At 67.6% G+C, this 21,370-nt stretch carries 21 protein-coding genes; 12 read left to right on the top strand and 9 right to left on the bottom strand.

The features are described from left to right. The first annotated feature begins 59 nt into the window (after positions 1-59). From glpX to rpe, 4 genes are all read left to right on the top strand, one after another. Positions 60-1,022, top strand: coding sequence for a class II fructose-bisphosphatase (gene glpX, locus XM1_RS09395; protein WP_068432929.1), 963 nt, complete (start codon positions 60-62; stop codon positions 1,020-1,022). A 31-nt stretch (positions 1,023-1,053) separates the two neighbouring features. Continuing rightward, a complete protein-coding gene (tkt, locus tag XM1_RS09390) occupies positions 1,054-3,024 on the top strand; it encodes a transketolase (RefSeq protein WP_068432927.1) in 1,971 nt (656 codons plus the stop codon). A 39-nt stretch (positions 3,025-3,063) separates the two neighbouring features. Then, on the top strand, positions 3,064-4,128 hold the full coding sequence (gene fba, locus XM1_RS09385; RefSeq protein ID WP_068432925.1) for a class II fructose-bisphosphate aldolase: 1,065 nt from the start codon (positions 3,064-3,066) through the stop codon (positions 4,126-4,128). Positions 4,129-4,231: 103 nt separating this feature from the next. After that, positions 4,232-4,873, top strand: coding sequence for a ribulose-phosphate 3-epimerase (gene rpe / locus XM1_RS09380; protein WP_068437680.1), 642 nt, complete (start codon positions 4,232-4,234; stop codon positions 4,871-4,873). A 108-nt stretch (positions 4,874-4,981) separates the two neighbouring features. On the opposite strand, the gene XM1_RS09375 is transcribed toward rpe, so the two are convergent. Further along, positions 4,982-5,407, bottom strand: a complete 426-nt coding sequence (locus XM1_RS09375) for a VOC family protein (RefSeq protein ID WP_068432923.1) — start codon at positions 5,405-5,407, stop codon at positions 4,982-4,984. An 18-nt stretch (positions 5,408-5,425) separates the two neighbouring features. Beyond that, a complete protein-coding gene (locus XM1_RS09370) occupies positions 5,426-6,037 on the bottom strand; it encodes a pyridoxamine 5'-phosphate oxidase family protein (RefSeq protein ID WP_068432921.1) in 612 nt (203 codons plus the stop codon). A gap of 95 nt (positions 6,038-6,132) precedes the next feature. On the opposite strand from XM1_RS09370, the gene XM1_RS09365 reads away from it, so the two are divergent. From XM1_RS09365 to phoB, 7 genes are all read left to right on the top strand, one after another. Then, on the top strand, positions 6,133-7,587 hold the full coding sequence (locus tag XM1_RS09365) for a PLP-dependent aminotransferase family protein (RefSeq protein ID WP_068432919.1): 1,455 nt from the start codon (positions 6,133-6,135) through the stop codon (positions 7,585-7,587). Between the two features lie 115 nt (positions 7,588-7,702). Further along, positions 7,703-8,728, top strand: a complete 1,026-nt coding sequence (locus tag XM1_RS09360; protein ID WP_068432917.1) for a PstS family phosphate ABC transporter substrate-binding protein — start codon at positions 7,703-7,705, stop codon at positions 8,726-8,728. Between the two features lie 62 nt (positions 8,729-8,790). Then, positions 8,791-10,164 (top strand): phosphate ABC transporter permease subunit PstC, encoded by a 1,374-nt coding sequence (pstC, locus tag XM1_RS09355; protein WP_068432915.1) that lies wholly within the window; start codon positions 8,791-8,793, stop codon positions 10,162-10,164. Between the two features lies 1 nt (position 10,165). After that, positions 10,166-11,440, top strand: a complete 1,275-nt coding sequence (gene pstA / locus XM1_RS09350; RefSeq protein WP_068432913.1) for a phosphate ABC transporter permease PstA — start codon at positions 10,166-10,168, stop codon at positions 11,438-11,440. Between the two features lie 4 nt (positions 11,441-11,444). Then, positions 11,445-12,224, top strand: a complete 780-nt coding sequence (pstB, locus tag XM1_RS09345; protein WP_068432911.1) for a phosphate ABC transporter ATP-binding protein PstB — start codon at positions 11,445-11,447, stop codon at positions 12,222-12,224. Position 12,225: 1 nt separating this feature from the next. Beyond that, positions 12,226-12,921 (top strand): phosphate signaling complex protein PhoU, encoded by a 696-nt coding sequence (gene phoU / locus XM1_RS09340; protein WP_068432909.1) that lies wholly within the window; start codon positions 12,226-12,228, stop codon positions 12,919-12,921. Next, a complete protein-coding gene (phoB, locus tag XM1_RS09335; protein ID WP_068432907.1) occupies positions 12,918-13,640 on the top strand; it encodes a phosphate regulon transcriptional regulator PhoB in 723 nt (240 codons plus the stop codon). The genes phoU and phoB overlap by 4 nt, the downstream gene beginning before the upstream one ends. A 7-nt stretch (positions 13,641-13,647) precedes the next feature. Here the strand turns inward: phoB and XM1_RS09330 are convergent, their stop codons facing one another. Beyond that, the gene (locus XM1_RS09330) at positions 13,648-13,911 is read right to left on the bottom strand and encodes a hypothetical protein (protein ID WP_082700434.1); all 264 of its coding nucleotides are present in this window, start codon (positions 13,909-13,911) and stop codon (positions 13,648-13,650) included. Next, entirely contained in the window at positions 13,908-14,147 is a 240-nt protein-coding gene (locus tag XM1_RS09325) for a hypothetical protein (RefSeq protein WP_197603110.1), read from the bottom strand. Before XM1_RS09325 ends, XM1_RS09330 begins: the two co-directional genes overlap by 4 nt. Positions 14,148-14,334: 187 nt before the next feature. Here XM1_RS09325 and hpnH point away from each other — a divergent pair, with 187 nt between their 5' ends. Continuing rightward, the gene (hpnH, locus tag XM1_RS09320) at positions 14,335-15,486 is read left to right on the top strand and encodes an adenosyl-hopene transferase HpnH (RefSeq protein WP_068432905.1); all 1,152 of its coding nucleotides are present in this window, start codon (positions 14,335-14,337) and stop codon (positions 15,484-15,486) included. Here the strand turns inward: hpnH and XM1_RS09315 are convergent. From XM1_RS09315 to hpnA, 5 genes are read right to left on the bottom strand one after another with little or no spacing between them, the layout of a single operon-like run. Beyond that, a complete protein-coding gene (locus tag XM1_RS09315; RefSeq protein WP_068432903.1) occupies positions 15,433-16,140 on the bottom strand; it encodes a nucleoside phosphorylase in 708 nt (235 codons plus the stop codon). The genes hpnH and XM1_RS09315 overlap by 54 nt on opposite strands. Further along, a complete protein-coding gene (gene shc / locus XM1_RS09310; protein WP_068432901.1) occupies positions 16,130-18,085 on the bottom strand; it encodes a squalene--hopene cyclase in 1,956 nt (651 codons plus the stop codon). The genes XM1_RS09315 and shc overlap by 11 nt, the downstream gene beginning before the upstream one ends. Before the next feature lie 22 nt (positions 18,086-18,107). After that, positions 18,108-18,968 carry a presqualene diphosphate synthase HpnD gene (gene hpnD, locus XM1_RS09305; protein WP_068437673.1) on the bottom strand — a complete coding sequence of 287 codons (861 nt, stop codon included), beginning with the start codon at positions 18,966-18,968 and terminating at the stop codon, positions 18,108-18,110. A 5-nt stretch (positions 18,969-18,973) separates the two neighbouring features. Continuing rightward, on the bottom strand, positions 18,974-20,137 hold the full coding sequence (locus tag XM1_RS09300; RefSeq protein WP_068432899.1) for a glycosyltransferase: 1,164 nt from the start codon (positions 20,135-20,137) through the stop codon (positions 18,974-18,976). After that, positions 20,134-21,126 carry a hopanoid-associated sugar epimerase gene (gene hpnA / locus XM1_RS09295; RefSeq protein WP_068432898.1) on the bottom strand — a complete coding sequence of 331 codons (993 nt, stop codon included), beginning with the start codon at positions 21,124-21,126 and terminating at the stop codon, positions 20,134-20,136. Before hpnA ends, XM1_RS09300 begins: the two co-directional genes overlap by 4 nt. Positions 21,127-21,370: the final 244 nt, after the last annotated feature.

Raw genomic sequence — 21,370 nt, 5'->3', positions numbered from 1 at the left:
CGCTTGACCCGGCCCCCCACTATCGGCCAAAACACCTCACCGGAAATTGGAAACGGCCGATGACCGAACAGCGACAGACCGGCACCGTCAGAGTCTATGAGCTTCGCCGCGCCACGGAAGGTGCGGCGCGGGCCGCCTATGCCTGGATCGGGCGCGGCGACAAGGCGCTGGCCGACGACGCCGCCGTGTCGGCCATGCAGACCGAGCTGCAGAGCCTGAACCTGGACGCCCGGATGCTGGTGGGCGAAGGGCCCATGGACGAGATCGCCATGCTCTATCACGGCCAGCGCTTCGGCGGGCAGAGCGGTGCACCCGCCTGGGACCTGGTGGTGGACCCGCTGGAGGGCACCTCGTTCCTGGCCAAGGGCATGACCAACGCCATGGCGGTGGTGGCCATGGCCCCCCACGGCACCCTGTTCGATCCGGCTCCGGCCCGCTACATGGAAAAGCTGGCCGCGCCGCCCGCCGCCAAAGGCAAGATCGACCCCCAGGCCCCGGTGGCCGAGCGCCTGGCGCAATTGTCCGCCGCGCTGAACAAGCCCATCGAGGACATGACCGTCTATGTCATCGAGAAGCCGCGCCACAAGGCGCTGGTCAACGCCATCCACAACGCCGGCGCCCGCGTCGCCCTCTATCCGGCGGGCGACGTGGCGGGGGCCCTGATGGCGGCCATCCCCAATTCCGGCATCGACGCCCTGATGGGTACCGGCGGCACGCCGGAAGGCCTGTTGTCGGCCATCGCCATCCGCGCCATGGGCGGCGAGTTCCTGGGCCGCATCGATCCCCAGCTGGCCACCGAAGCCGCCGCGGTCGAGGATGCCGGCATGGACCTCACCCGCTGGTACCGTCTCGACGAGATGGTGCGCTCCGACGACGTGATGTTCTGCGCCACCGGCATCACCACCGGGCTGCTGCTCGAAGGCGTCGAACGCACCCGCGAATTGGAAAAGACCCAGACCATGATGATCGGCGGGGCCGCCGGGCCGCGCCAGATGCTGACCTCGTGGCACCGCCGCGCCTGACTTGAACCTTCACACCTTTAAGGACTCCTCGATGACCACCCACGCCGCTATGGCAAACGCCATCCGCTTCCTGACCATGGACGCCATCGAGAAGTCCAAATCGGGCCATCCCGGCATGCCCATGGGCATGGCCGACGTGGCCACCGTGCTGTTCACCCGCTTCCTGAAGTACGACGCCAAGGCCCCCAAATGGGCCGACCGCGACCGCTTCATCCTGTCGGCGGGCCACGGCTCCATGCTGCTCTACGCGCTGGGCTACCTGACCGGCTTCGACGATCTGTCCGATATCGAGCAGATCAAGAACTTCCGCCAGATGGGCTACCGCACCGCCGGCCATCCGGAATTCGGCCACGTCGCCATCGCCGAGACCACCACCGGCCCGCTGGGCCAGGGCATCGCCAACGCCGTGGGCTTCGCGCTGGCCGAGAAGCTGGCCGCCGCGCGGCACGGCGACGGCATCGTCGACCACTTCACCTACGTCATCGCCGGCGACGGCTGCCTGATGGAGGGCATCAGCCAGGAGGCCATCTCGCTGGCCGGCGTGTGGAACCTGTCCAAGCTGATCGTGCTGTGGGACGACAACCACATCTGCATCGACGGCGACACCTCGGTCTCCACCTCCGACGACCAGCTGGCCCGTTTCCAGGCCTCCAACTGGGATGTTTGCCGCGTCGACGGCCATGACCCGGAAGCCATCGCCCAGGCCATCGCCGCGGCGCAAAAGTCCGGCCAGCCCAGCCTGATCGCCTGCAAGACCACCATCGGCTACGGCGCCCCCACCAAGGCGGGCAGCGAGAAGACCCACGGCGCCCCCCTGGGCGCCGAAGAGATCGCCGGCGCGCGAGCCAAGCTCGACTGGCCGCACGCGCCCTTCGAGATTCCCGCCGACGTGCTGGGCGCCTGGCGCGCCGCCGGCACCAAGGGCGCCGCCGCCCGCGCCGAGTGGGAGAAGCGCTTCAACGCCTATGGCGCCAAGGCCGAGTTCCTGCGCACCAATGCCGGCCAGCTGCCGGAAGCGTGGAAGCAGGCGGTCTCCGACTTCAAGAAGAAGGTCTCGGCCGAACAGCCCAAATGGGCCACCCGCAAGGCCAGCCAGGAAGTCCTCGAAGCCCTGACCCCCGTCATCCCCGAGATGATCGGCGGCTCGGCCGACCTCACCCACTCGAATCTCACCATCACCAAGGCCACCAAGCCGGTGAGCGCCCGCGACTTCTCGGGCCGCTACATCCATTACGGCGTGCGCGAGCACGGCATGGCGGCGATCATGAACGGCCTCAGCTTGCATGGGGGCTTCATCCCCTATGGCGGCACCTTCCTGATCTTCGCCAACTACCTGTGGCCGGCGCTGCGCATGAGCGCCATGATGGACCAGCGGGTGCTCTACGTGCTGACCCACGATTCCATCGGTCTCGGCGAGGACGGCCCCACCCACCAGCCCATCGAGACCCTGTCGGCGCTGCGCGCCACCCCCAACGTGCTGGTGTTCCGCCCCGCCGATCCGGTGGAGACCATGGAGGCCTACGAGGCCGCCCTGGAAAACGCCACCGGCCCCAGCGTCTTCGCCCTGTCGCGCCAGAACCTGCCGTGCTTGCGCACCACCCACACCGACGAGAACCTGACCGCCAAGGGCGCCTACGTGCTCTCCGAGGCGAAAGGCAAGCGGCAGGTGACCCTGATCGCCACCGGCTCGGAAGTCTCTCTCGCCATGGACGCCCAGAAGCTGCTGGCCGACAAGGGCATCGCGGCCGCCGTGGTGTCCATGCCCTGCTGGGAACTGTTCGAACGCCAGCCGAAGGAGTATCGTTCTTCGGTGTTGGGTGAGGGCACCGTGCGGGTCGCCGTCGAGGCGCTGGGCACCTTCGGGTGGGAGCGCTGGACCGGCGAGAACGGCGCAGTCATCGGCATGAACGGCTTCGGAGCCTCGGCGCCCGCCGAGAAGCTTTACGAGCATTTCGGCATCACCGCCGCCAAGGTGGCTGAAGCCGCGCTGGCCCGCCTGTAAGAAGCGGACCTGAATACGCCAGGAAGGAGAGTAGTCAAGATGTCCCTCGTTTCGATGCGCCAGCTCCTCGACCACGCGGCCGAGAACGGCTACGGCATTCCCGCCTTCAACGTGAACAACATGGAGCAGGTCAAGGCGATCATGGAGGCGGCCTCCGCCACCGATTCGCCGGTCATCCTCCAGGCCTCGGCCGGTGCCCGCAAATACGCCGGCGAGCCCTTCCTGCGCCACCTGATCCTGGCCGCGATCGAAGCCTATCCGCAGATCCCGGTCTGCATGCACCAGGACCACGGCACCAGCCCGGCGGTCAACGTGCGCGCCATCCAGTCCGGCTTCTCCTCGGTGATGATGGACGGCTCGCTCAAGGAAGACGGCAAGACCCCGTCCGATTGGGACTACAACGTCGCCGTCACCAAGCAGGTGGTCGACATCGCGCATGCCTGCGGCGTCTCGGTCGAGGGTGAGCTGGGCTGCCTGGGCTCGCTGGAAACCGGCACCGCCGGCAAGGAAGACGGCATCGGCGCCGAGGGCAAGCTGGACCATTCCCAGCTGCTGACCGACCCGGACGAGGCCGCCGAATTCGTCAAGGCCACCAAGGTGGACGCGCTGGCCATCGCCATCGGCACCAGCCACGGCGCCTACAAGTTCACCCGTCCGCCGACGGGCGAGGTGCTGGCCATCAAGCGCATCAAGGAAATCCACGCCCGCATCCCCAACACCCATCTGGTGATGCACGGCTCCTCCTCGGTGCCGCAGGACCTCCTGAAGATCGTCAACGATTACGGCGGCGCGCTCGGCGAGACCTACGGCGTGCCGGTCGAGGAAATCGTCGAGGGCATCAAGCACGGTGTGCGCAAGATCAACATCGACACCGATCTGCGTCTGGCCGTCACCGGCTGCATCCGCAAGTACTTCCACGACAACCCCAAGAAGTTCGATCCCCGCGACTACCTGAAGCCCTCCATCGCCGCCATGGTCGAGGTCTGCAAGAGCCGCTACCAGGCCTTCGGCACCGCCGGCCAGGCATCGAAGATCAAGGTGATCGGCCTGGAAGACATGAGCGCGCTGTACGCCAAGGGCGCCCTGGCTCCCAAGGTGAACTGAGCAATCTCTATCATGTCGTCACCCCCGGGCTTGACCCGGGGGTCCCCCATGGATGCCCGGATCAAGTCCGGGCATGACGATTTTTAAGGACTGGACCAAGCCCATGACCGTCAAGATCGCGCCCTCCATCCTCTCCGCCGACTTCGCCCGCCTGGGCGAAGAGGTCAAGGCCATCGACGAGGCCGGTTGCGACTGGGTGCATATCGACGTCATGGACGGCCATTTCGTGCCGAACCTCACCTTCGGCCCGGCCATCATCAAGGCCATCCGGCCCTATACCACCAAGGTCTTCGACGTCCACCTGATGATCGACCCGGCCCAGCCCTATATCGAGGACTACGCCAAGGCCGGGGCCGACATCATCGTGGTCCACGCCGAGGCCGACAAGCACCTGGACCGCTCGCTGCAGCTGATCCGCAGCCTCGGCAAGAAGGCCGGCGTGTCGCTCAACCCGTCCACGCCCGAGAACGTCATCGAATACGTCATGGACAAGCTGGACCTCGTCCTGGTGATGAGCGTCAATCCCGGCTTCGGCGGCCAGAGCTTCATCGAGGCCCAGTTGGAGAAGATCGCCCGCATCAAGAAGATGATCGGCGCGCGCCCCATCGACCTGGAAGTGGACGGCGGCGTCACCGCCGACAACGCCCACCGCGTGGTGGCCGCCGGCGCCAACGTCCTGGTGGCCGGCTCGGCGGTGTTCAAGACCAAGGATTACGCCGCCAACATCGCGGCGCTGCGCCGCTGAAATCCATCGGCATCAGGTCGAGGCACGTTTTCTTTTCGTCACCCCCGGACTTGATCCGGGGGTCCATGGATGGCCGGGTCAAGCCCGGCCATGACGGGATGGGAGACCTCAATCCGGCAACGTTAGGCTTCCATCCTCGGCCAAAGCGAATCCCGGATTCCACGCCACCTCCCAGGCGAAGCCGTCGGGATCGGCGAAATAGCCGGAATAGCCGCCCCAGAACGCCTCCTCGGCGGGTTTGAGCAGGGTTGCCCCCGCCGCCACCGCCTCGGCCAGCACCCGATCCACCTCGTCCCGGCTTCGCGTGTTGTAGGCCAGGGCGAAACCGGGAAAGCCGCCGCCCTCGGCCGGCAGGCGGGCATCGGCGGCCAGTTCGGCGCGGGGATAGAGCGACAGCGCCATGCCGCCCATCTGGAAGAAGGCCACACCTTGGGCCGCCGCCACCTTGCGACGCCAGCCCAGCCTCTCGTAGAAGGCCCGCGCCCGCTCCAGATCGGCGACGCCCAGGGTGATCAGGCTGATGCGTGGTTCCATGGGCAAGTCTCCTTCGGCTCAAGATGCGCCCGAACCGGTTCCATCGGCAATGGGCTCGCCCTTCACCACCGTCACCGGCACCACCCCCGCCCAGACCGGCCAGGACATGTCCTCCTCGTCGTCCACCGGCGGGCCGGAGCGCACCTTGGCCGAGCCTTCGGCAATGGCCAGGGCCAGCAGGCGGGTCGCCGCCAGTTCCTTTTGCGTCGGCGGCCGGACCTGGGAATAGCGCCCCGGAATCAGCTTCTCGATCAGGGCGACGAAGGCCGCCTCCTTCTCCGCCGGGTCGGTGATCTCCTCGGCCTGGCCGAACAGCACGACCGACCGGTAATTCATGGAATGGTGAAAGGCCGAGCGGGCCAGGACCAGCCCGTCCACCAGGGTGGCGGTGACGCACAATTCGGCGCCCGCCGCCATGGCCTTGCCCAGCCGCGAGCCCTGGCCGCCGTGGAACAGCACCCGATCGCCCATGCGCCAGTGGGTGGTCGGTATACTGACCGGTCGGCCTTCATCGACGAAGGAGACGGTGCAGGAAAGCGCCTCGTCCAGAATGGCGGCGATCAGGCGGGGATCGTAACTGCCCCGCTGGGGCCGCTGGCGGAAGGTGGTGCGCTCGGTGGAGGCAAGCATGGCGGGTTCTCCTTTCCCGTCCACATTGCGCCACAGGTGGTTCCATTAAAAGGTCCAGTTCTTTTATAGTGATAGAGCCACTTTCCGAGGCCACCATGTCCCTCACCCTCGCCTTGCCCGCCGACGACGGCGGCCAGCCCCTGCACCGCCGCCTGTATCTCGCCCTGCGCGAGGCCGTCCTGGACGGACGGCTGGGCGAAGGCGCCGCCCTGCCCTCGTCGCGCTCGCTGGCGGCGCAATTGGGCGTGGCGCGCAACACCGTGCTGGCCGCCTACGACCAGTTGGCGGCCGAGGGCTTCACCGAGGCGCGCCAAGGTTCGGCCACCCGCGTCGCCGCCCGCCAGCCCCTGCTGGGCCGCGCCGATTCCGGCCCGTCCATTCCGCCGCCGCCGCCCGAAACCAAGGTCGCCGCCTGGAGCGCCACCCCGCCCATGCTGATGGTGCGCGATCCGACGCGGCCCTTCGCCCCCGGCGTGCCCGATCTGGCCGCCTTTCCCCATGCCGAGTGGCGGCGCGTGCTGGGGCGGCTGTGGCGGCGGCCGCCGGTGGAGCTGATGTGCGGCATCGATCCCCTGGGCCACCCGCCGCTGCGCCGGGCAATCGCCGAGCATGTGGGGCGGACGCGGGCGGTGCGCTGCGACGCCGACCGGATCATGGTGGTGGGCGGCTCGCAGCAGGCGCTGGATCTGGTGGCCCGCGTGCTGGTGGAGCCGGGAGAACCGGTGCTGGTGGAAGACCCCTGCTATGGCGGATTGTCGGGCGTGCTGCGCGCCGCCGGCGCCAAGGCCTTAGCGGTGCCGGTGGACGAATCCGGCTTCGACCCCGATCTGGCCGAGCGCCTTTGTCCCCAGGCCCGGCTGGCCTGCGTCACGCCGTCCCACCAGTTTCCCACCGGGGCGACCATGCCGCTGGCGCGGCGCCTGGCCCTGATCGACTGGGCGGCGCGCAAGGGCGGCTGGATCATCGAGGACGATTACGACAGCGACTTTCACCACGGGGGGCAGCAGGCCGCCTCGCTGCAGGGGCTCGACCGATGGGGGCGCACGCTCTATCTCGGCACCTTCTCCAAGAGCATGTTTCCCGGCCTGCGCCTGGGCTGGCTGGTGGTGCCGCACGCGCTGCTGCCCGCCTTCGTGGCGGCGCGGCGCGTTGCCGACATGGCCCCGGCCGGGCTGACCCAGGCGGCCATGGCGGCCTTCATGATCGAGGGGCATTTCGGCGCCCATCTGCGGCGCATGCGCGGCCTCTATGGCCGGCGGCGCACCCAGTTGCTGGACGCGGCGGCCCGCATCCTGGGCCCCAGCCTGCCGGTCGCCGCCGGCGAGGCCGGGCTGCACGCCATCCTCCGCCTGCCCGAGGGATGCGACGAGAACGCCGCCGCCCGCGCCGCCCAGGCCCACGGCCTGGCCCCCGCCCCCTTAGGCTTTCACCGTGTCACAAAAGGCCCGCCGGGACTGATCCTGGGCTATGGAAACCTGGCCGGATGGAGCATCGAGGACGCCCTCGAACGCCTGCTTACAGCCATCAAGCCATTGATTTCAGACGATTAATACTCCTGTCACAAAACCTTCACGCGCGTGTCCCGGGACTGTAACACAGCGCCGATAGGATGCCGGCCGTGGGAGCCTGCTCTCCCACTCCCGTTGCACTCCCGTTGGAGGTTCCATGTCCACCAAGACCCTGGCCGTCGCCGCTGTCGCCCTGGCTGCCGTCGCCACCGCCGGCGCCGCCCATGCCCGCGATCAGATCCGCATCGTCGGCTCGTCCACCGTCTACCCCTTCGCCACCTCGGTCGCCGAGGCCTTCGGCAAGGGCGGCAAGTTCAAGACCCCGGTGGTCGAGAGCACCGGCACCGGCGGCGGTCTGCGCCTGTTCTGCTCGGGCGTCGGCGAGACCTTCCCCGACATCACCAACGCGTCGCGCCGCATCGAGCCATCGGAAGTGGAGTTCTGCACCAAGAATGGCGTCACCGGCATCACCGAGGTGGTGATCGGCTATGACGGCATCGTGTTCATGAACTCCAAGTCCGGCCCCGACTTCGCGCTCACCCGCGAGCAGATGTACAAGGCCACCGCCAAGGACGTCCCGGTGGGCGGCAAGCTGGTGCCCAACCCCTACAAGACCTGGAGCGACGTCGATCCGTCGCTGCCCAAGGAGCCGATCCTGGTCTACGGCCCGGCCCCCAACCACGGCACCCGCGACGCCTATGTGGAGCTGGTGCTCGACCCCGCCTGCGAAAAGCAGCCCGAGATCAAGGCGCTGGAAAAGGCCGCCAAGAAGAAGGCCTGCCAGACCGTGCGCGAGGATGGCGCCTGGATCGAGGTGTCCGAGAACTACACCGTCATCCAGCAGAAGATCACGTCCAACCCGGGCGCCCTGGGGGTGATCACCTTCAGCTACCTCGACCAGAACCGCGACAAGGTCAAGGCCGCCCCGGTGGACGGCGTGGTCGCCACCTACGACAACATCGCCAGCAACAAGTACCCGGTGTCGCGTCCGCTGTTCTTCTACATCAAGAAGCAGCATGTCGGCATGGTCCCCGGGGTCAAGGAATACGTCACCGAGTTCACCTCGGACAAGGCCTGGGGCAAGGAAGGTTATCTGGCCGACAAGGGCCTGATCGCCTCGCCCGACGCCACCCGCAAGGAGCAGGCCGCCAACGCCCGCAACCTGGGCGAACTGAAGATGTAATCGACGAACAGGGGGAGGCCCGTCAAAGGCCTCCCCCGTATTCTTTCCGGGTCCCCCAATCCATGCAGACCTTCACCCTTGCCGCAATCCTGCTGCTGATCTCGACCCTGGCGTTCCAGCTGGGGCGCAAGCGCGCCTTCGCCGTCGCGGACGGCCATCCCGGCTCGCTCCACTCCCTGCCCGGCTATTACGGCTGGTGGGTGGCGCTGTGGTGCGGTCTGCCCGCCTTCGCCGTCCTGGGCCTGTGGCTGGTGTTCGAGCCCAGCCTGATCCGCGCCCTGGTCATCGCCGACCTGCCCGATGGCTTGCGCGCCCTGCCGGCCGAGCAGATCGACGTCATCATCAACGAGATCCGCAACGCCGCCCAGGGGCACGCCACCGCCAATCCCGACTACGCCGCGGCGGCCGAGCATTACAACCGCCTGCACCAGACCGGTTTCGCCAGCGCCGTGGGGGTGACGGTGAGCCTGGCGCTCGCCGGGGCCGCCTTCGCCTGGCGCCGCGTCCACCGCGAGCTGCGCGCCCGCCCCCGGGTCGAGCGCACCATCAACGTCTTCCTGGTGGCCTCGTCCACCGTGGCCATCTTCACCACGGTGGGCATCGTGCTGTCGCTGCTGTTCGAGGCGCTGCGCTTCTTCCACATGGTGGACTTCCTCGACTTCCTGTTCGGGCTCAACTGGAGCCCCCAGATGGCCACCCGCTCGGATCAGGTGGGCAGCACGGGCGCGTTCGGCATGGTGCCGCTGCTGACCGGCACCATGCTGATCAGCGTCATCTCCATGGTCGTCGCCCTGCCGCTGGGCCTGTTCTCGGCCATCTACATGTCGGAATACGCCCAGCCGCGCGTCCGCGCCGTCGCCAAGCCGGCGCTGGAGATCCTGGCCGGCATCCCCACCGTGGTGTTCGGCTTCTTCGCCGTGGTCACCGTGGCCCCCATCATCCGCGCCGTGGGCGGCGCGCTGGGCCTTAACGTGGCGGCGGAAAGCGCGCTGGCCGCCGGCTTCGTCATGGGCATCACCCTGATCCCGCTGATCTCGTCGCTGTCCGACGACGTCATCACCGCCGTGCCCCAATCCTTGCGCGAGGGCGCCTTCGGCCTGGGCGCCACCCGGTCGGAAACCATCATCCAGGTGGTGCTGCCCGCCGCGCTTCCCGGCATCGTCGGCGGTGTGCTGCTGGCGGTGTCCCGCGCCATCGGCGAGACCATGATCGTGGTCATGGCCGCCGGCCTGTCGGCCAAGCTGACCGCCAATCCCCTGGAGGCGGTGACCACCGTCACCGTCCAGATCGTCACCCTGCTGGTGGGCGACACCGAATTCGACAGCCCCAAGACCCTGGCCGCCTTCGCCCTTGGCCTGATGCTGTTCGCCATCACCCTGGGGCTGAACGTTATCGCCCTGCATATCGTGCAGAAGTATCGGGAAAAGTATGACTGAGATGACAGAGATCTCCGTGGCGGCGCGTACCGCCGAAACCGTGGCGTCCCGCCTGAAGCGGCGCTACGCCGCCGAGCGGCGCTTCCGCGTCCTCGGCCTGGCCTCGATCCTGATTTCGGCGGGCTTCCTGGTGCTGCTGCTCGGCACCATCGTCGCCAAGGGCTGGACCGGCTTCCTGCAGACCCAGGTCGCCATCGAGATCACCTTCGACGCGCAGGTGATCGATCCCGACGGCACGCGGGCCGCGGACGTGCTGGAGTCCGCCGATTACGCCGCGCTGATCCGCAATTCGCTGTCCGCCCGTCTGGCCCCCGACGCCGATCGCGGCGCCCGGCGCGATCTTTCGGCCCTGGTCAGCACCATGGGAGGCGATCAGCTGCGGCGCATGGTCACGGCCGATCCGTCGCTGATCGGCGGCAAGGCGGTGGTCTGGCTGCTGGCCTCGGACAAGCTGGACATGGTGGTCAAGGGCCAGTCGGGCGACGCGCTGAACGAGCGCCAGCTGGGCTGGCTGGCCGAGCTGGAGCGGGCCGGGCAGGTCCGCAAGACCTTCAACACCCTGTTCTTCACCGGCGGCGATTCCCGCGCGCCGGAGCAGGCGGGCATCTGGGGCGCGGTGGTCGGCTCGTTCTTCTCGCTGCTGGTCACCCTGGCGGTCAGCTTCCCCCTAGGCGTGGCCACCGCCGTCTATCTCGAGGAATTCGCGCCCAAGAACCGCTGGACCGACCTGATCGAGGTCAACATCAACAATCTGGCCGCCGTCCCCTCGGTGGTGTTCGGCCTGCTGGGCCTGGCGGTGTTCCTCAACGTCTTCCACCTGCCGCGCTCGTCACCGGTGGCGGGCGGGCTGGTGCTGGCGCTGATCTGCCTGCCCACCATCATCATCGCCGGGCGCGCCGCGCTGAAAGCCGTGCCGCCCTCCATCCGCCAGGCCGCCGCCGGGCTGGGCGCCTCGCCCCTGCAGATCGTGGCGCACCACGTCCTGCCGCTGGCCATGCCGGGCATGCTGACCGGCACCATCCTCGGCATGGCGCGCGCGCTGGGCGAGACCGCGCCCCTTCTGATGATCGGCATGGTGGCCTTCATCGTCGACATCCCCAAGAGCCCGCTCGACCCCTCGGCGGTGCTGCCGGTGCAGATCTATCTGTGGGCCGGCAGCTCGGAACGCGCCTTCGTCGAGAAGACCTCGGCGGCCATCATGGTGCTGCTGCTGTTCCTGGTGACCATGAACATGGCGGCCATCTGGCTGCGCAAGAAATTCGAACGTCGGTGGTAGACCCATGAACCAGTTCATTCCCCGCGGCACGTCCAAGATCTCCGCCCGCGGCCTCAACGTCCATTACGGCGACAAGCACGCGCTGCACGACATCGATCTCGACATCCCGGCAGGCGAGGTCACGGCGCTGATCGGGCCGTCGGGCTGCGGCAAGTCCACCTTCCTGCGCTGCATCAACCGCATGAACGACATGGTGGACGGCGCCAAGGTCACCGGCTCGCTGACCCTGGACGGCAGCGACGTCTACGACCGCTCGCTGGACGTGGTGCAACTGCGCGCCCGGGTCGGCATGGTGTTCCAGAAGCCCAATCCGTTCCCCAAGTCCATCTACGACAACGTGGCCTATGGGCCGCGCATCCACGGACTGGCCCGCGACCAGGCCGAGCTGGACGAGATCGTCATGAACAGCCTGGAAAAGGCCGGATTGCTGGCCGAGGTGGAAAGCCGCCTGTCGGAATCCGGCACCGGCCTGTCGGGCGGCCAGCAGCAGCGCCTGTGCATCGCCCGCGCCATCGCCGTGCAGCCCGAGGTGATCCTGATGGACGAGCCCTGCTCGGCGCTGGACCCCATCGCCACCGCCAAGGTGGAAGAGCTGATCGACGAACTGCGCGACAACTTCACCATCGTCATCGTCACCCACTCCATGCAGCAGGCGGCCCGCGTATCGCAGCGCACCGCCTTCTTCCACCTGGGCAAGCTGATCGAGGTGGGCGGCACCGAGGAAATCTTCACCAACCCCAAGGAGCCCCTGACCCAGGGCTACATCACCGGACGGTTCGGTTGATATGTCTGATCACACAGTCAAATCCTACGACGACGAGCTGGCCCACCTGTCGGGCATGATCGCCCGCATGGGCGGTCTGGCCGAGGCCCAGCTGGGCGCGGCGCTGCAATCGCTTGCCCGGCGCGACGACGAACTGGCGCAACGGGTGATCGACAGCGATTGCCGTATCGACGAACTGGACCACGAGGTGGATTCCTTCGCCGTGCGCCTGCTGGCGCTGCGCCAGCCCATGGCCGGCGACCTGCGCCACATCGTGGCGGCCTTGAACATCTCGGGCGAGATCGAGCGCATCGGCGACTACGCCGCCAACCTGGCCAAGCGCACCCTGGTGCTCAACCAGATCGCCGCCACGCCCAAGACCGCCGGCGTGGTGCGGCTGGGCGAACTGGTGCTGGCGCTGTTGAAGGACATCCTGGACGCCTATGTGGACAAGGACCTGCAAAAGGCCATCGGCGTCTGGGGACGCGACGAGGAGGTGGATTCCCATTACAATACGGTTTTCCGCGACCTGATCGCCCAGATGACCGAAGATTCCGGCACCATCACCGCCTCGACCCACCTTTTGTTCATCGCCAAGAACATGGAACGCATCGGCGACCACGCCACCAACATCGCCGAGACCCTGCACTTCCAGATTCTCGGCACCCAGCCTAAGGGCGACCGGCCCAAGGGCGCTGCGCTCGGAGCACCTGAATGACCGCCCGCGACACCGCCAATCCCTCCAAGCCCCTGGTTCTGGTCGTCGAGGACGAAGCGGCGCTGGCCACCATGCTGCGCTACAACCTGGAGAAGGAGGGCTATCGCGTCGCCGAGGCCGGCGATGGCGAGGAGGCGCTGACCATGCTGGCCGAGCGCAAGCCCGACCTGGTGCTGCTGGACTGGATGCTGCCCTCGCTGTCGGGCATCGAGATTTGCCGCCAGATCCGCCGCAAGCCCGCCACCCGCGAACTGCCCATCATCATGCTGACCGCCCGGGGCGAGGAAGGCGACAAGATCCGGGGCCTGAACACCGGCGCCGACGATTACCTCACCAAGCCGTTCTCGCTGCCCGAACTGATGGCCCGCGTGCGCGCCCTCCTGCGCCGCGCCCAGCCGGTCAGCCAGAAGGGCCAGATCGCCTGGGGCGACATCACCATGGATCTCGCCGCCCATCGGGTGGCCCGGGGCGGCAAGGCCATCCATCTCGGCCCCACCGAATTCCGCCTGCTGCAGTTCTTCCTGCAACACCCGGGCACCGTGTTCTCGCGCGAGGAATTGCTGGACGCCGTCTGGGGCCCCGACATCTATGTGGAGCCGCGCACCGTGGACGTCCATATCCGCCGCCTGAGGAAGGCGCTCAACTGCGACACCGAAACCGACATCATCCGCACGGTCCGCGCCGCCGGCTATGCGCTGGACAACGAGGACGCGGCTTAAGGACGCCTCAGCCGATGAGCCGATCATAATCGGCGTGAGAGCCGAGCCAGAACCAGATGACGGCATCCCCGTCCCTGGTCCCCAAGGCCCGCCAATGCAGGCCGATCCGGGCCGACCACACGCCATGGGTTTCGGAAACGCATTTGAACCGCAGGCTGGGATGGAACGGATCGGCGCGCCACAGGACATAGGCCCGCACCGCTTGGCGCCGCGCCTCGGAAGGCAGGGCGTCGAAGCATTTCCAGAACGTCCGGGTGGTGCGGGAAATCACTGGGCCGGGCGGTCGGACGGGTCGTAGGGCAACACATCGCCCCGCGCCGCCTCCGAGCGCGCCTGTGCGGCCAGGGCGCCGAGCATGTCCTGGGACTTGGCGAACCGCTCGTCCCAGCCGCGCTCGCTCTCCATCTCCGCCAGGAGCTGAAGGCCGTAGGCTTCCTGTTCCGCTTCGGGCAGCATCGCCAACCGGGCGATGGCCTGTTCCAGCATCTTGTTCATGGGAACGACCATAGCACATTTCCAGGACCGCAGAAACGGGAGACGCCCCCCTCATCCGGCCTCGCCACCCCTGCCCGGCAAAGCCCACATTCCTTAAACCGTTGAAACTTTCCAACTCCGGCCTGTATGATCCGCCCGCCTCCCGACCGGCCATCGGAGCCGGGGGGCGGCGCGTCGAGGCAGAATTAGGGTTTACCCCGTGGGCGTTCCCCTTCACCAGTCCATCAAGATCGGTTCCTACATCGTCAAGCAGCACCTGGTGGGCAACAAGCGTTACCCGCTGGTCCTGATGATGGAGCCCCTGTTCCGCTGCAACCTGACCTGCGCGGGCTGCGGCAAGATCGACTATCCCGACGCTATTTTGAATTCCCGCATCTCGGTGGCCGACGCGCTGGCCTCCATCGACGAGTGCCCGGCTCCCGTGGTGGTGCTGGCCGGCGGCGAGCCGCTGCTGCACCGCGAGATCGACCAGATCGTCGAGGGCGCCCTGGCCCGCGGCAAGATCGTCTTCGTCTGCACCAACGCGCTGCTGCTGGAAAAGAAGCTCGACAGCTTCAAGCCGCACAAGAACTTCACCTGGACCGTCCACCTGGACGGCAACCGCGAGGACCATGACCGCGCCGTGTCGCGCGAAGGCACCTTCGACCAGGCGGTGTCGGCCATCAAGGCGGCCAAGGCGGCCGGCTTCCAGGTCAACATCAACTGCACCCTGTTCAACAACGCCGATGCCGAGCGCATGGCGGCGTTCTTCGACTACACCAAGTCCATCGGAATCGGCGGCATCACGCTGTCGCCCGGCTACGCCTACGAGCGCGCGCCTGATACCGAGCACTTCCTGAACCGCCGCGCCACCAAGGAGCTGTTCCGCAAGCTGTTCCGCCTGGGCAAGGGCAAGAAGTGGGAATTCACCCAGTCGTCCCTGTTCATGGACTTCCTGGCCGGCAACCAGACCTACCAGTGCACGCCGTGGGGCAATCCGACCCGCAACGTGTTCGGCTGGCAGCGTCCCTGCTACCTGCTGGGCGAGGGCTACGCCAAGACCTACAAGGAACTGATGGAAGAGACCGACTGGGAGTCCTACGGCACCGGCAAGTACGAGAAGTGCGCCGATTGCATGGTCCATTCGGGCTACGAGGCCACCGCCGTCATGGACACCATCAGCAACCCGCTGAAGGCCGCCATGGTGGCGCTGCGCGGTCCCAAGACCGAGGGCCCCTTCGCCCCCGACCTGCCGCTGGACAAGCAGCGCCCGGCCATCAACAACTACGAAGAACTGATGGCCAAGAACCTGGAAATGCTACACACCGAGGGACGGGCCAACAACCTTCACCGCGTCTCCCAGGGCAACTAGGGCGGCGCGGCTGTCCAGACCGACCCGGATCAGTCCCGGCAATTCCCATGGGCGGCGCAACAGCGCCCCCATGACGGCCAAGGGCCGGGGCGAACCATCGGGGGCCAGCCCCACGAACACCGATTTGGGCAATCCCCGATCGGCCGGATCGGCCACGGCGCGCAGGACGGCGAAGGGTTTGCCCGCCCGGGTGCAGGCCTTGGCCATGGCCCCGCTTTCCATATCCACCACCGACGCGCCGCCCTCATAAAGGGCGCGCTTGGCCTCAAGGCTGGCGGCGATGCGCGACACCGCCGCCACCATGCCTGAGCGCGAGAAGGGAATGCCCGACAGCAGACGGCATTTCCACACGCCGTCCGCCTCGTAGGTCTCGCCCTCCCATTGCACGGAAGAACCCACCACCACGTCGCCGGGGGCGAGCGCCGGGTCGAGTCCGCCGGCGATGCCAAACGACAGCAGCCCCTCGGCGCCTTCGGCCAGCAATTTCTCGGACAATTCGGTAACCCGCCGGGTCACACCGCCCGCCGCCGCCCAATGGGTGCCGGCGGGCAGCAGGGCGCCCTCGCTGGTCATGCCGACGATGACGCCCACGCGGGCGCCCTTGCCCAGTCCCGGCCCCCAGCAGGTTTCGGGAAAGGCGTGGTCAGAGGGCATGCATCACGGGACCGGCATTGCCGGTGGTGAGGTTGCGGTAGCGGGCCAGGGCCCAGACGGGGAAGAACTGGCGATAGCCGTGGTAGCGCAGATAGAACACGCGGGGGAAGCCCACCGCCGTGTAATGCTCCTCGTCCCACAGGCCTTCCTCGTTCCTGGTGCGGATCAGGTAGTCGATGCCCTTGGCCACCGCCGGGCTGTTGGTCTCGCCCGCCGCCATCAGGCCCAGCACCGCCCAGGCGGTCTGGGACGGCGTCGAGGGGCCGCCCATGCCCCTGGGCTGGTCGTCCCAGTAGGACCGGCCGCATTCGCCCCAGCCGCCGTCTTCGCGCTGCTTGGATTCCAGCCACTTGACCGCCTTGCGGAAGGCGGGATGGTCGTGGGGCAGGCCGGCGGCGTTGAGCGCGCACAAGGACGACCACGTGCCGTAGACGTAATTGGTGCCCCAGCGGCCGAACCACGAGCCGTCGGCCTCCTGCTCGCGCAGCAGGTAGTCGACGCCTTCGTGCGCCACCTTGTCCTTGCCCCGCTCGCCCAGCACCGAGAGTACCGAGACGCAGCGGGCCGACACGTCGGCGGTGGGCGGGTCGAGCAGCGCGCCGTGGTCGGCGAAGGGGATGTGGTTGAGGTAGTAGCTGGTGTTCTCGGCGTCGAACGCGCCCCAGCCGCCGCCCTCGGACTGCATGCCCTGAATCCACACCTTGCCCTTCTCGATGGGCTCGGCGTACTTCACCGGATCGATGCGGTCCAAGGCCGCCATCACCACGGCGGTGTCGTCCACGTCGGGGTAATGGGGGTTGTTGTACTGGAAGGCCCAGCCGCCGGGGGCGAGACCCGGGCGGCGCACCGCCCAGTCGCCCACCACGTCGGTGATCTGGCGGGCCACCATCCAGTCGGCGGCCTTGCGCACCGCCGCGTCGGCCTCGGGCGTTCCCACCTCCAGCATGGCGTGGGTGGCCAGCGCCGTGTCCCAGATGGGCGACAGGCAGGGCTGCACCCAGGCGCGCTCGCCTTCCTCGACCACCAGATTGCGGATGGACTGCTTGGCGATCACCACGCGGGGATCGTCTTTGGGCACGCCCAGCACGTCGTACATCCACACGGCGTTGACCATGGCCGGGAAGATGGCGCCCAAGCCATCCTCGCCGTTCAGGCGCTCGTCGACGAAGGCCACCGCCTTCTCGATGGCCTTGTCCTGCACCGACTTGGGGAAGAAGCGGTAGACCTTCTGCAAGATCATGTCGATGCCGCGGAACAGATAGGCCCAGTTGGAGCGCACCGGCTCGAGATACCAGTTGGTGACCTTCTCCGGCGGTGTGACGAACAGCTCCTGGATATGGATGCCCAGCGGATTGCGGGCCTGGGGCCGCTTGGTCATCAGGACGGTGAGCGGCGCGATGACCGTGCGCGACCAGTAGCTGACCTTGTCCATGTGGAAGGGGAACCAGCGCGGCAGCAGCATGATCTCGACGGGCATGATGGGCACGCCCTTCCAGGGGATCTGCCCGAACAGCGCCAGCAGGGTGCGGGTGAAGACGTTGGCGGTGGCGGCGCCGCCATGGGCCAGGATGGCCTCCCTCGCTTTCTTCATGTGCGGCGCGTCGATGTCGTCGCCGATGGCCTTGAGCGCGAAATAGGCCTTCACCGAGGCGCTGATGTTCAGATCACCGCGATGGAACAGCGGCCAGCCGCCGTGGTCTTCCTGGATTTCACGCAGGTAGACGCCGATGCGCTTCTCCAGTTCGGGGTCGCGCTCGTCCAGATAATGCAGGTACAGCACGTATTCGGCCGGGATGGTGGCGTCGGCTTCAAGCTTGAACACCCAGTGGCCGTCTTCGCGCTGCTGCTTCAGCAGGGCCTCGGCGGATTCGTTGATCGCCCGCTCCAGGGGATCGCGGAACGAGGCGGCGGTGAAGTCACGGGGATTGATTTCGCTGGGAGACACTGTTCGACCTCGGGAAAATGGCTCAGAGCAAACCGTGGCGGAGAATACACCACAGCTTGAAGGCTTTCGAGACTTTGACGGGCGGGTCGCGCGGCACGAAGCCCTCGGCCTCGACCCGCTTGAAAATCTCGCGGTACATCTCCTTCATCAGGGTGGCCGGGCGCATGTCGGAACGGGAGCACTCGGCCTGGGCGGAATCGGAGGCGGCGAAATAGCCCCGCGCCGTCTCGCCCAGTTCGCGGCATACCGCCACCAGATTGGGATGGGCCACCACTTCGGCCGGATCGCGGCTGGCGATGCCGTGCTTGGTCAGCAGTTCGTCGGGCAGGTACAGGCGGCCGATCTTGGAATCCACCACCACGTCGCGCAGGATGTTGGTCAGCTGCAGCGCCATGCCGGTGGCGTTGGCGGTCTCGATGGATTTGGGCCGCAAGGGGCCGAACACCCGGACCGACAGACGGCCGACGGCGCAGGCCACCCGGTCGCAGTAAAGCTCCAGCTCGGCCATGGACAGGCCCGTCACCTCGGGCTGGGCATCGCTTTCGCAGCCGGCGATCACCGCCAGGAAATCCTCCTTGGGCAGGTTGTACTGGAGGACCGGCCCATGCAGGGCCTTGGCGATGGCATGGGTGGGAACGCCGGCATACAGCCGGTCCAGCTCCACCCGCCACTCGGCCAGCCGGGCGCGCTTGACGTCCGGCTCACCCGGCTCGTCGGCGATGTCGTCCACCTCGCGGCAGAAGGCGTAGATGGCGTACATGGCGTAGCGCCGGGGGCGGTCCAGAAGACGCATGCCCCAATAGAACGACGTCCCCGAGGCGCGCACCATCTCCGCCACCATCTCGTACTGGGCGGGGTCGATGGCGAAGGCGGCGGGGCTCATGGCGTTCAAGGACGTGCTCCCTGGCCGTGGGTGTCTTGCACCCTTCCCTTCCACTCGCCGCCCCGGCCCCGCCAGAACATCCAGGCGGAATGCAACGTGGCGCCCAGGTAGAACAGCGACACCAGCGGCAGGGCCAGCGCCCAGGCCGGGAACAGCCGGTAATAGCGCACCATGGGATAATAGGCGATGGTCATGGCCGCCCAGGCCAGCGCGCCGGTGGACGCGCCTCCGCCGTTGCGCATGGCCAGCAGCGGAGGGGCGACGAAGACCAGCAGCATGGCGACCACGGTGCCCAGCAGCAAGGCGGGCGAGTGGCGCAGCTGGGTATAGGCCGAGCGGGAAATCATCCGCCACAGTCCTTCCGGCCCCTCGTAGCGCCGGGTGCTGATGGTCTCCTCGGCCAGATCGATGGTCAGCCGCCCGTGATGGGCCTTCACCGCCGCGGCTAAGGTGCAATCGTCGATCAGCGCATCCTTGATGGCCTTGATGCCGCCGATCTTTTCCAGCATGGCCGGGCGGATCAGCACGTAGCCGCCGGCCGCGGCGGCCGTGGTCGAGCGCGAATCCTTCACCCAGGCGAAGGGATAGAGCATGCGGAAGAAGAACACGAAGGCGGGAACGATGGCCTTTTCCCAGACGCTTTCGGTGGAAAGCCGCACCATCAGCGAGGCCATGTCCAGGCCCTCGGCCAGCATGCGCGACACCGTGCGGCGCAGCTCGCCCGCCCCGTGGCGGATGTCGGCGTCCGACAGCAGCAGCAGGTCGGACTCGGGGAATTTGGCCCGCGCCACGGCCACGCCGTGGTTCTGGGCCCACATCTTGCCGGTCCAGCCCCGGGGCAGCTCGGGGGCCTCGACCACCATCACGCGGGCCGACAGGCCCATCTCCTCGGCGGCCTTGCGCGCCGCTTCGGCCGTGCCGTCCGAGGAATGGTCGTCCACCAGCACCACCGAGAATTCGCCGGGATAGTTCTGGGACAGAAGCGATTCGATGGTGGCGCCGATGACGTCGGCCTCGTCGCGGGCGGGAATCACCGCCACCACCTGGGGCCAGACTTCCGGCACCACGGCCTGGGGCGCATCCTCGATCCGCCAGAACGACCCGCGCATGGTCAGCAGCCAGGCCCAGGCTCCCGCCCCGACCACGCCGGCAAGTGATGCCAGACTCATGAGACCTCCCCGATGCTCTTGAACCACTCCACCGCCGCGTCCAGCGCCTCGTCGGCGGGACGGTGACGGTACCCCAGTTCCCGCTCGGCCTTGGCCGAGGAGAAGAACATATGCCACCTGGACATTTTCAGCCCGTCGATGGTGACGAAGGGCTCGCCGCCGAAGAAGCGGGCCCAGGTCTCTGCGCCCAGCGCCAGCGGATAGAGCGGCCAGCGCGGCAGCTTCATGACGGGCGGACGCCCGCCGGTGATGTCGGCGATCTTCTTCAGGATGTCGGCCAGGGTCAGGTTGTCGCCGCCCAGGATGTAGCGCTCGCCGATGCGGCCCTTGTCCAGCGCCAGCAGATGGCCCTCGGCCACGTCGTCCACATGGACGATGTTCAGCCCGGTATCCACGTAGGCCGGCATGCGGCCCGAGGCCGCCTCGACGATCATGCGGCCCGTGGGCGTCGGCTTGACGTCGCCGGGGCCGACGGGGGTGGACGGGTTGCAGATCACCGCCGGCAGACCCTGTTCGGCCACCATGCGGCGCACCACCTCCTCGGCCAGGAACTTGGACTGCTTGTAGGGGCCGACCTTGTCGGAGATGTCGCTGGGCGTGTCCTCGTCGGCCACGCCGCCATCGATATGGCCCAAGGTCGCCACCGACGAGGTGTAGACCACGCGCTCCACCTTCTCGGCCAGGGCGGCGGTCATCAGGGCGCGGGTGCCTTCCACGTTGGCCTGCATCATGGCGGCCGGATCGGGCACCCAGATGCGGTAATCGGCGGCGGTGTGGATCAGCACCCGGCAGCCTTCCATGGCCTTGCGGAGCGAGGCGGCGTCTTCCAGCCGGCCCTCGACCACCTCCACATGCAGGTTGGCGACGTTGCGCCGGTCCGAGGTGGGGCGCGCCAGCACGCGCACGGCCTCGCCGCGGGCCAGCAGGGCGCGAACGATGGCGGCGCCGACGAATCCGGTCGCTCCGGTGACGAGAACAGGTCCAGGCATTTCCCCACGCCTCATCGCGGCCGGGCGGGATCGCACGGCCGATAGCCGGTAGTTACAACGATTGTGCGGCGCACCGCCAGTGATTCTTTGGGGATATTGCGATCACGAGGAACTGCGTTCCCGCGTTCTTTCGTCATGGCCGGGCTCGACCCGGCCATCCACGCGTCTCCGCCTGAAAACCCCATGACACAATGTACCGGACGGATGGGCGTGGATCACCGGGACAAGCCCGGTGATGACCGTG

This window comes from Magnetospirillum sp. XM-1 (assembly GCF_001511835.1).
Classification (GTDB): Bacteria; Pseudomonadota; Alphaproteobacteria; order Rhodospirillales; family Magnetospirillaceae; genus Phaeospirillum.
Note: the sequence above shows the minus strand (reverse complement) of the source record. Positions and strands in the feature narration are given on the sequence as shown.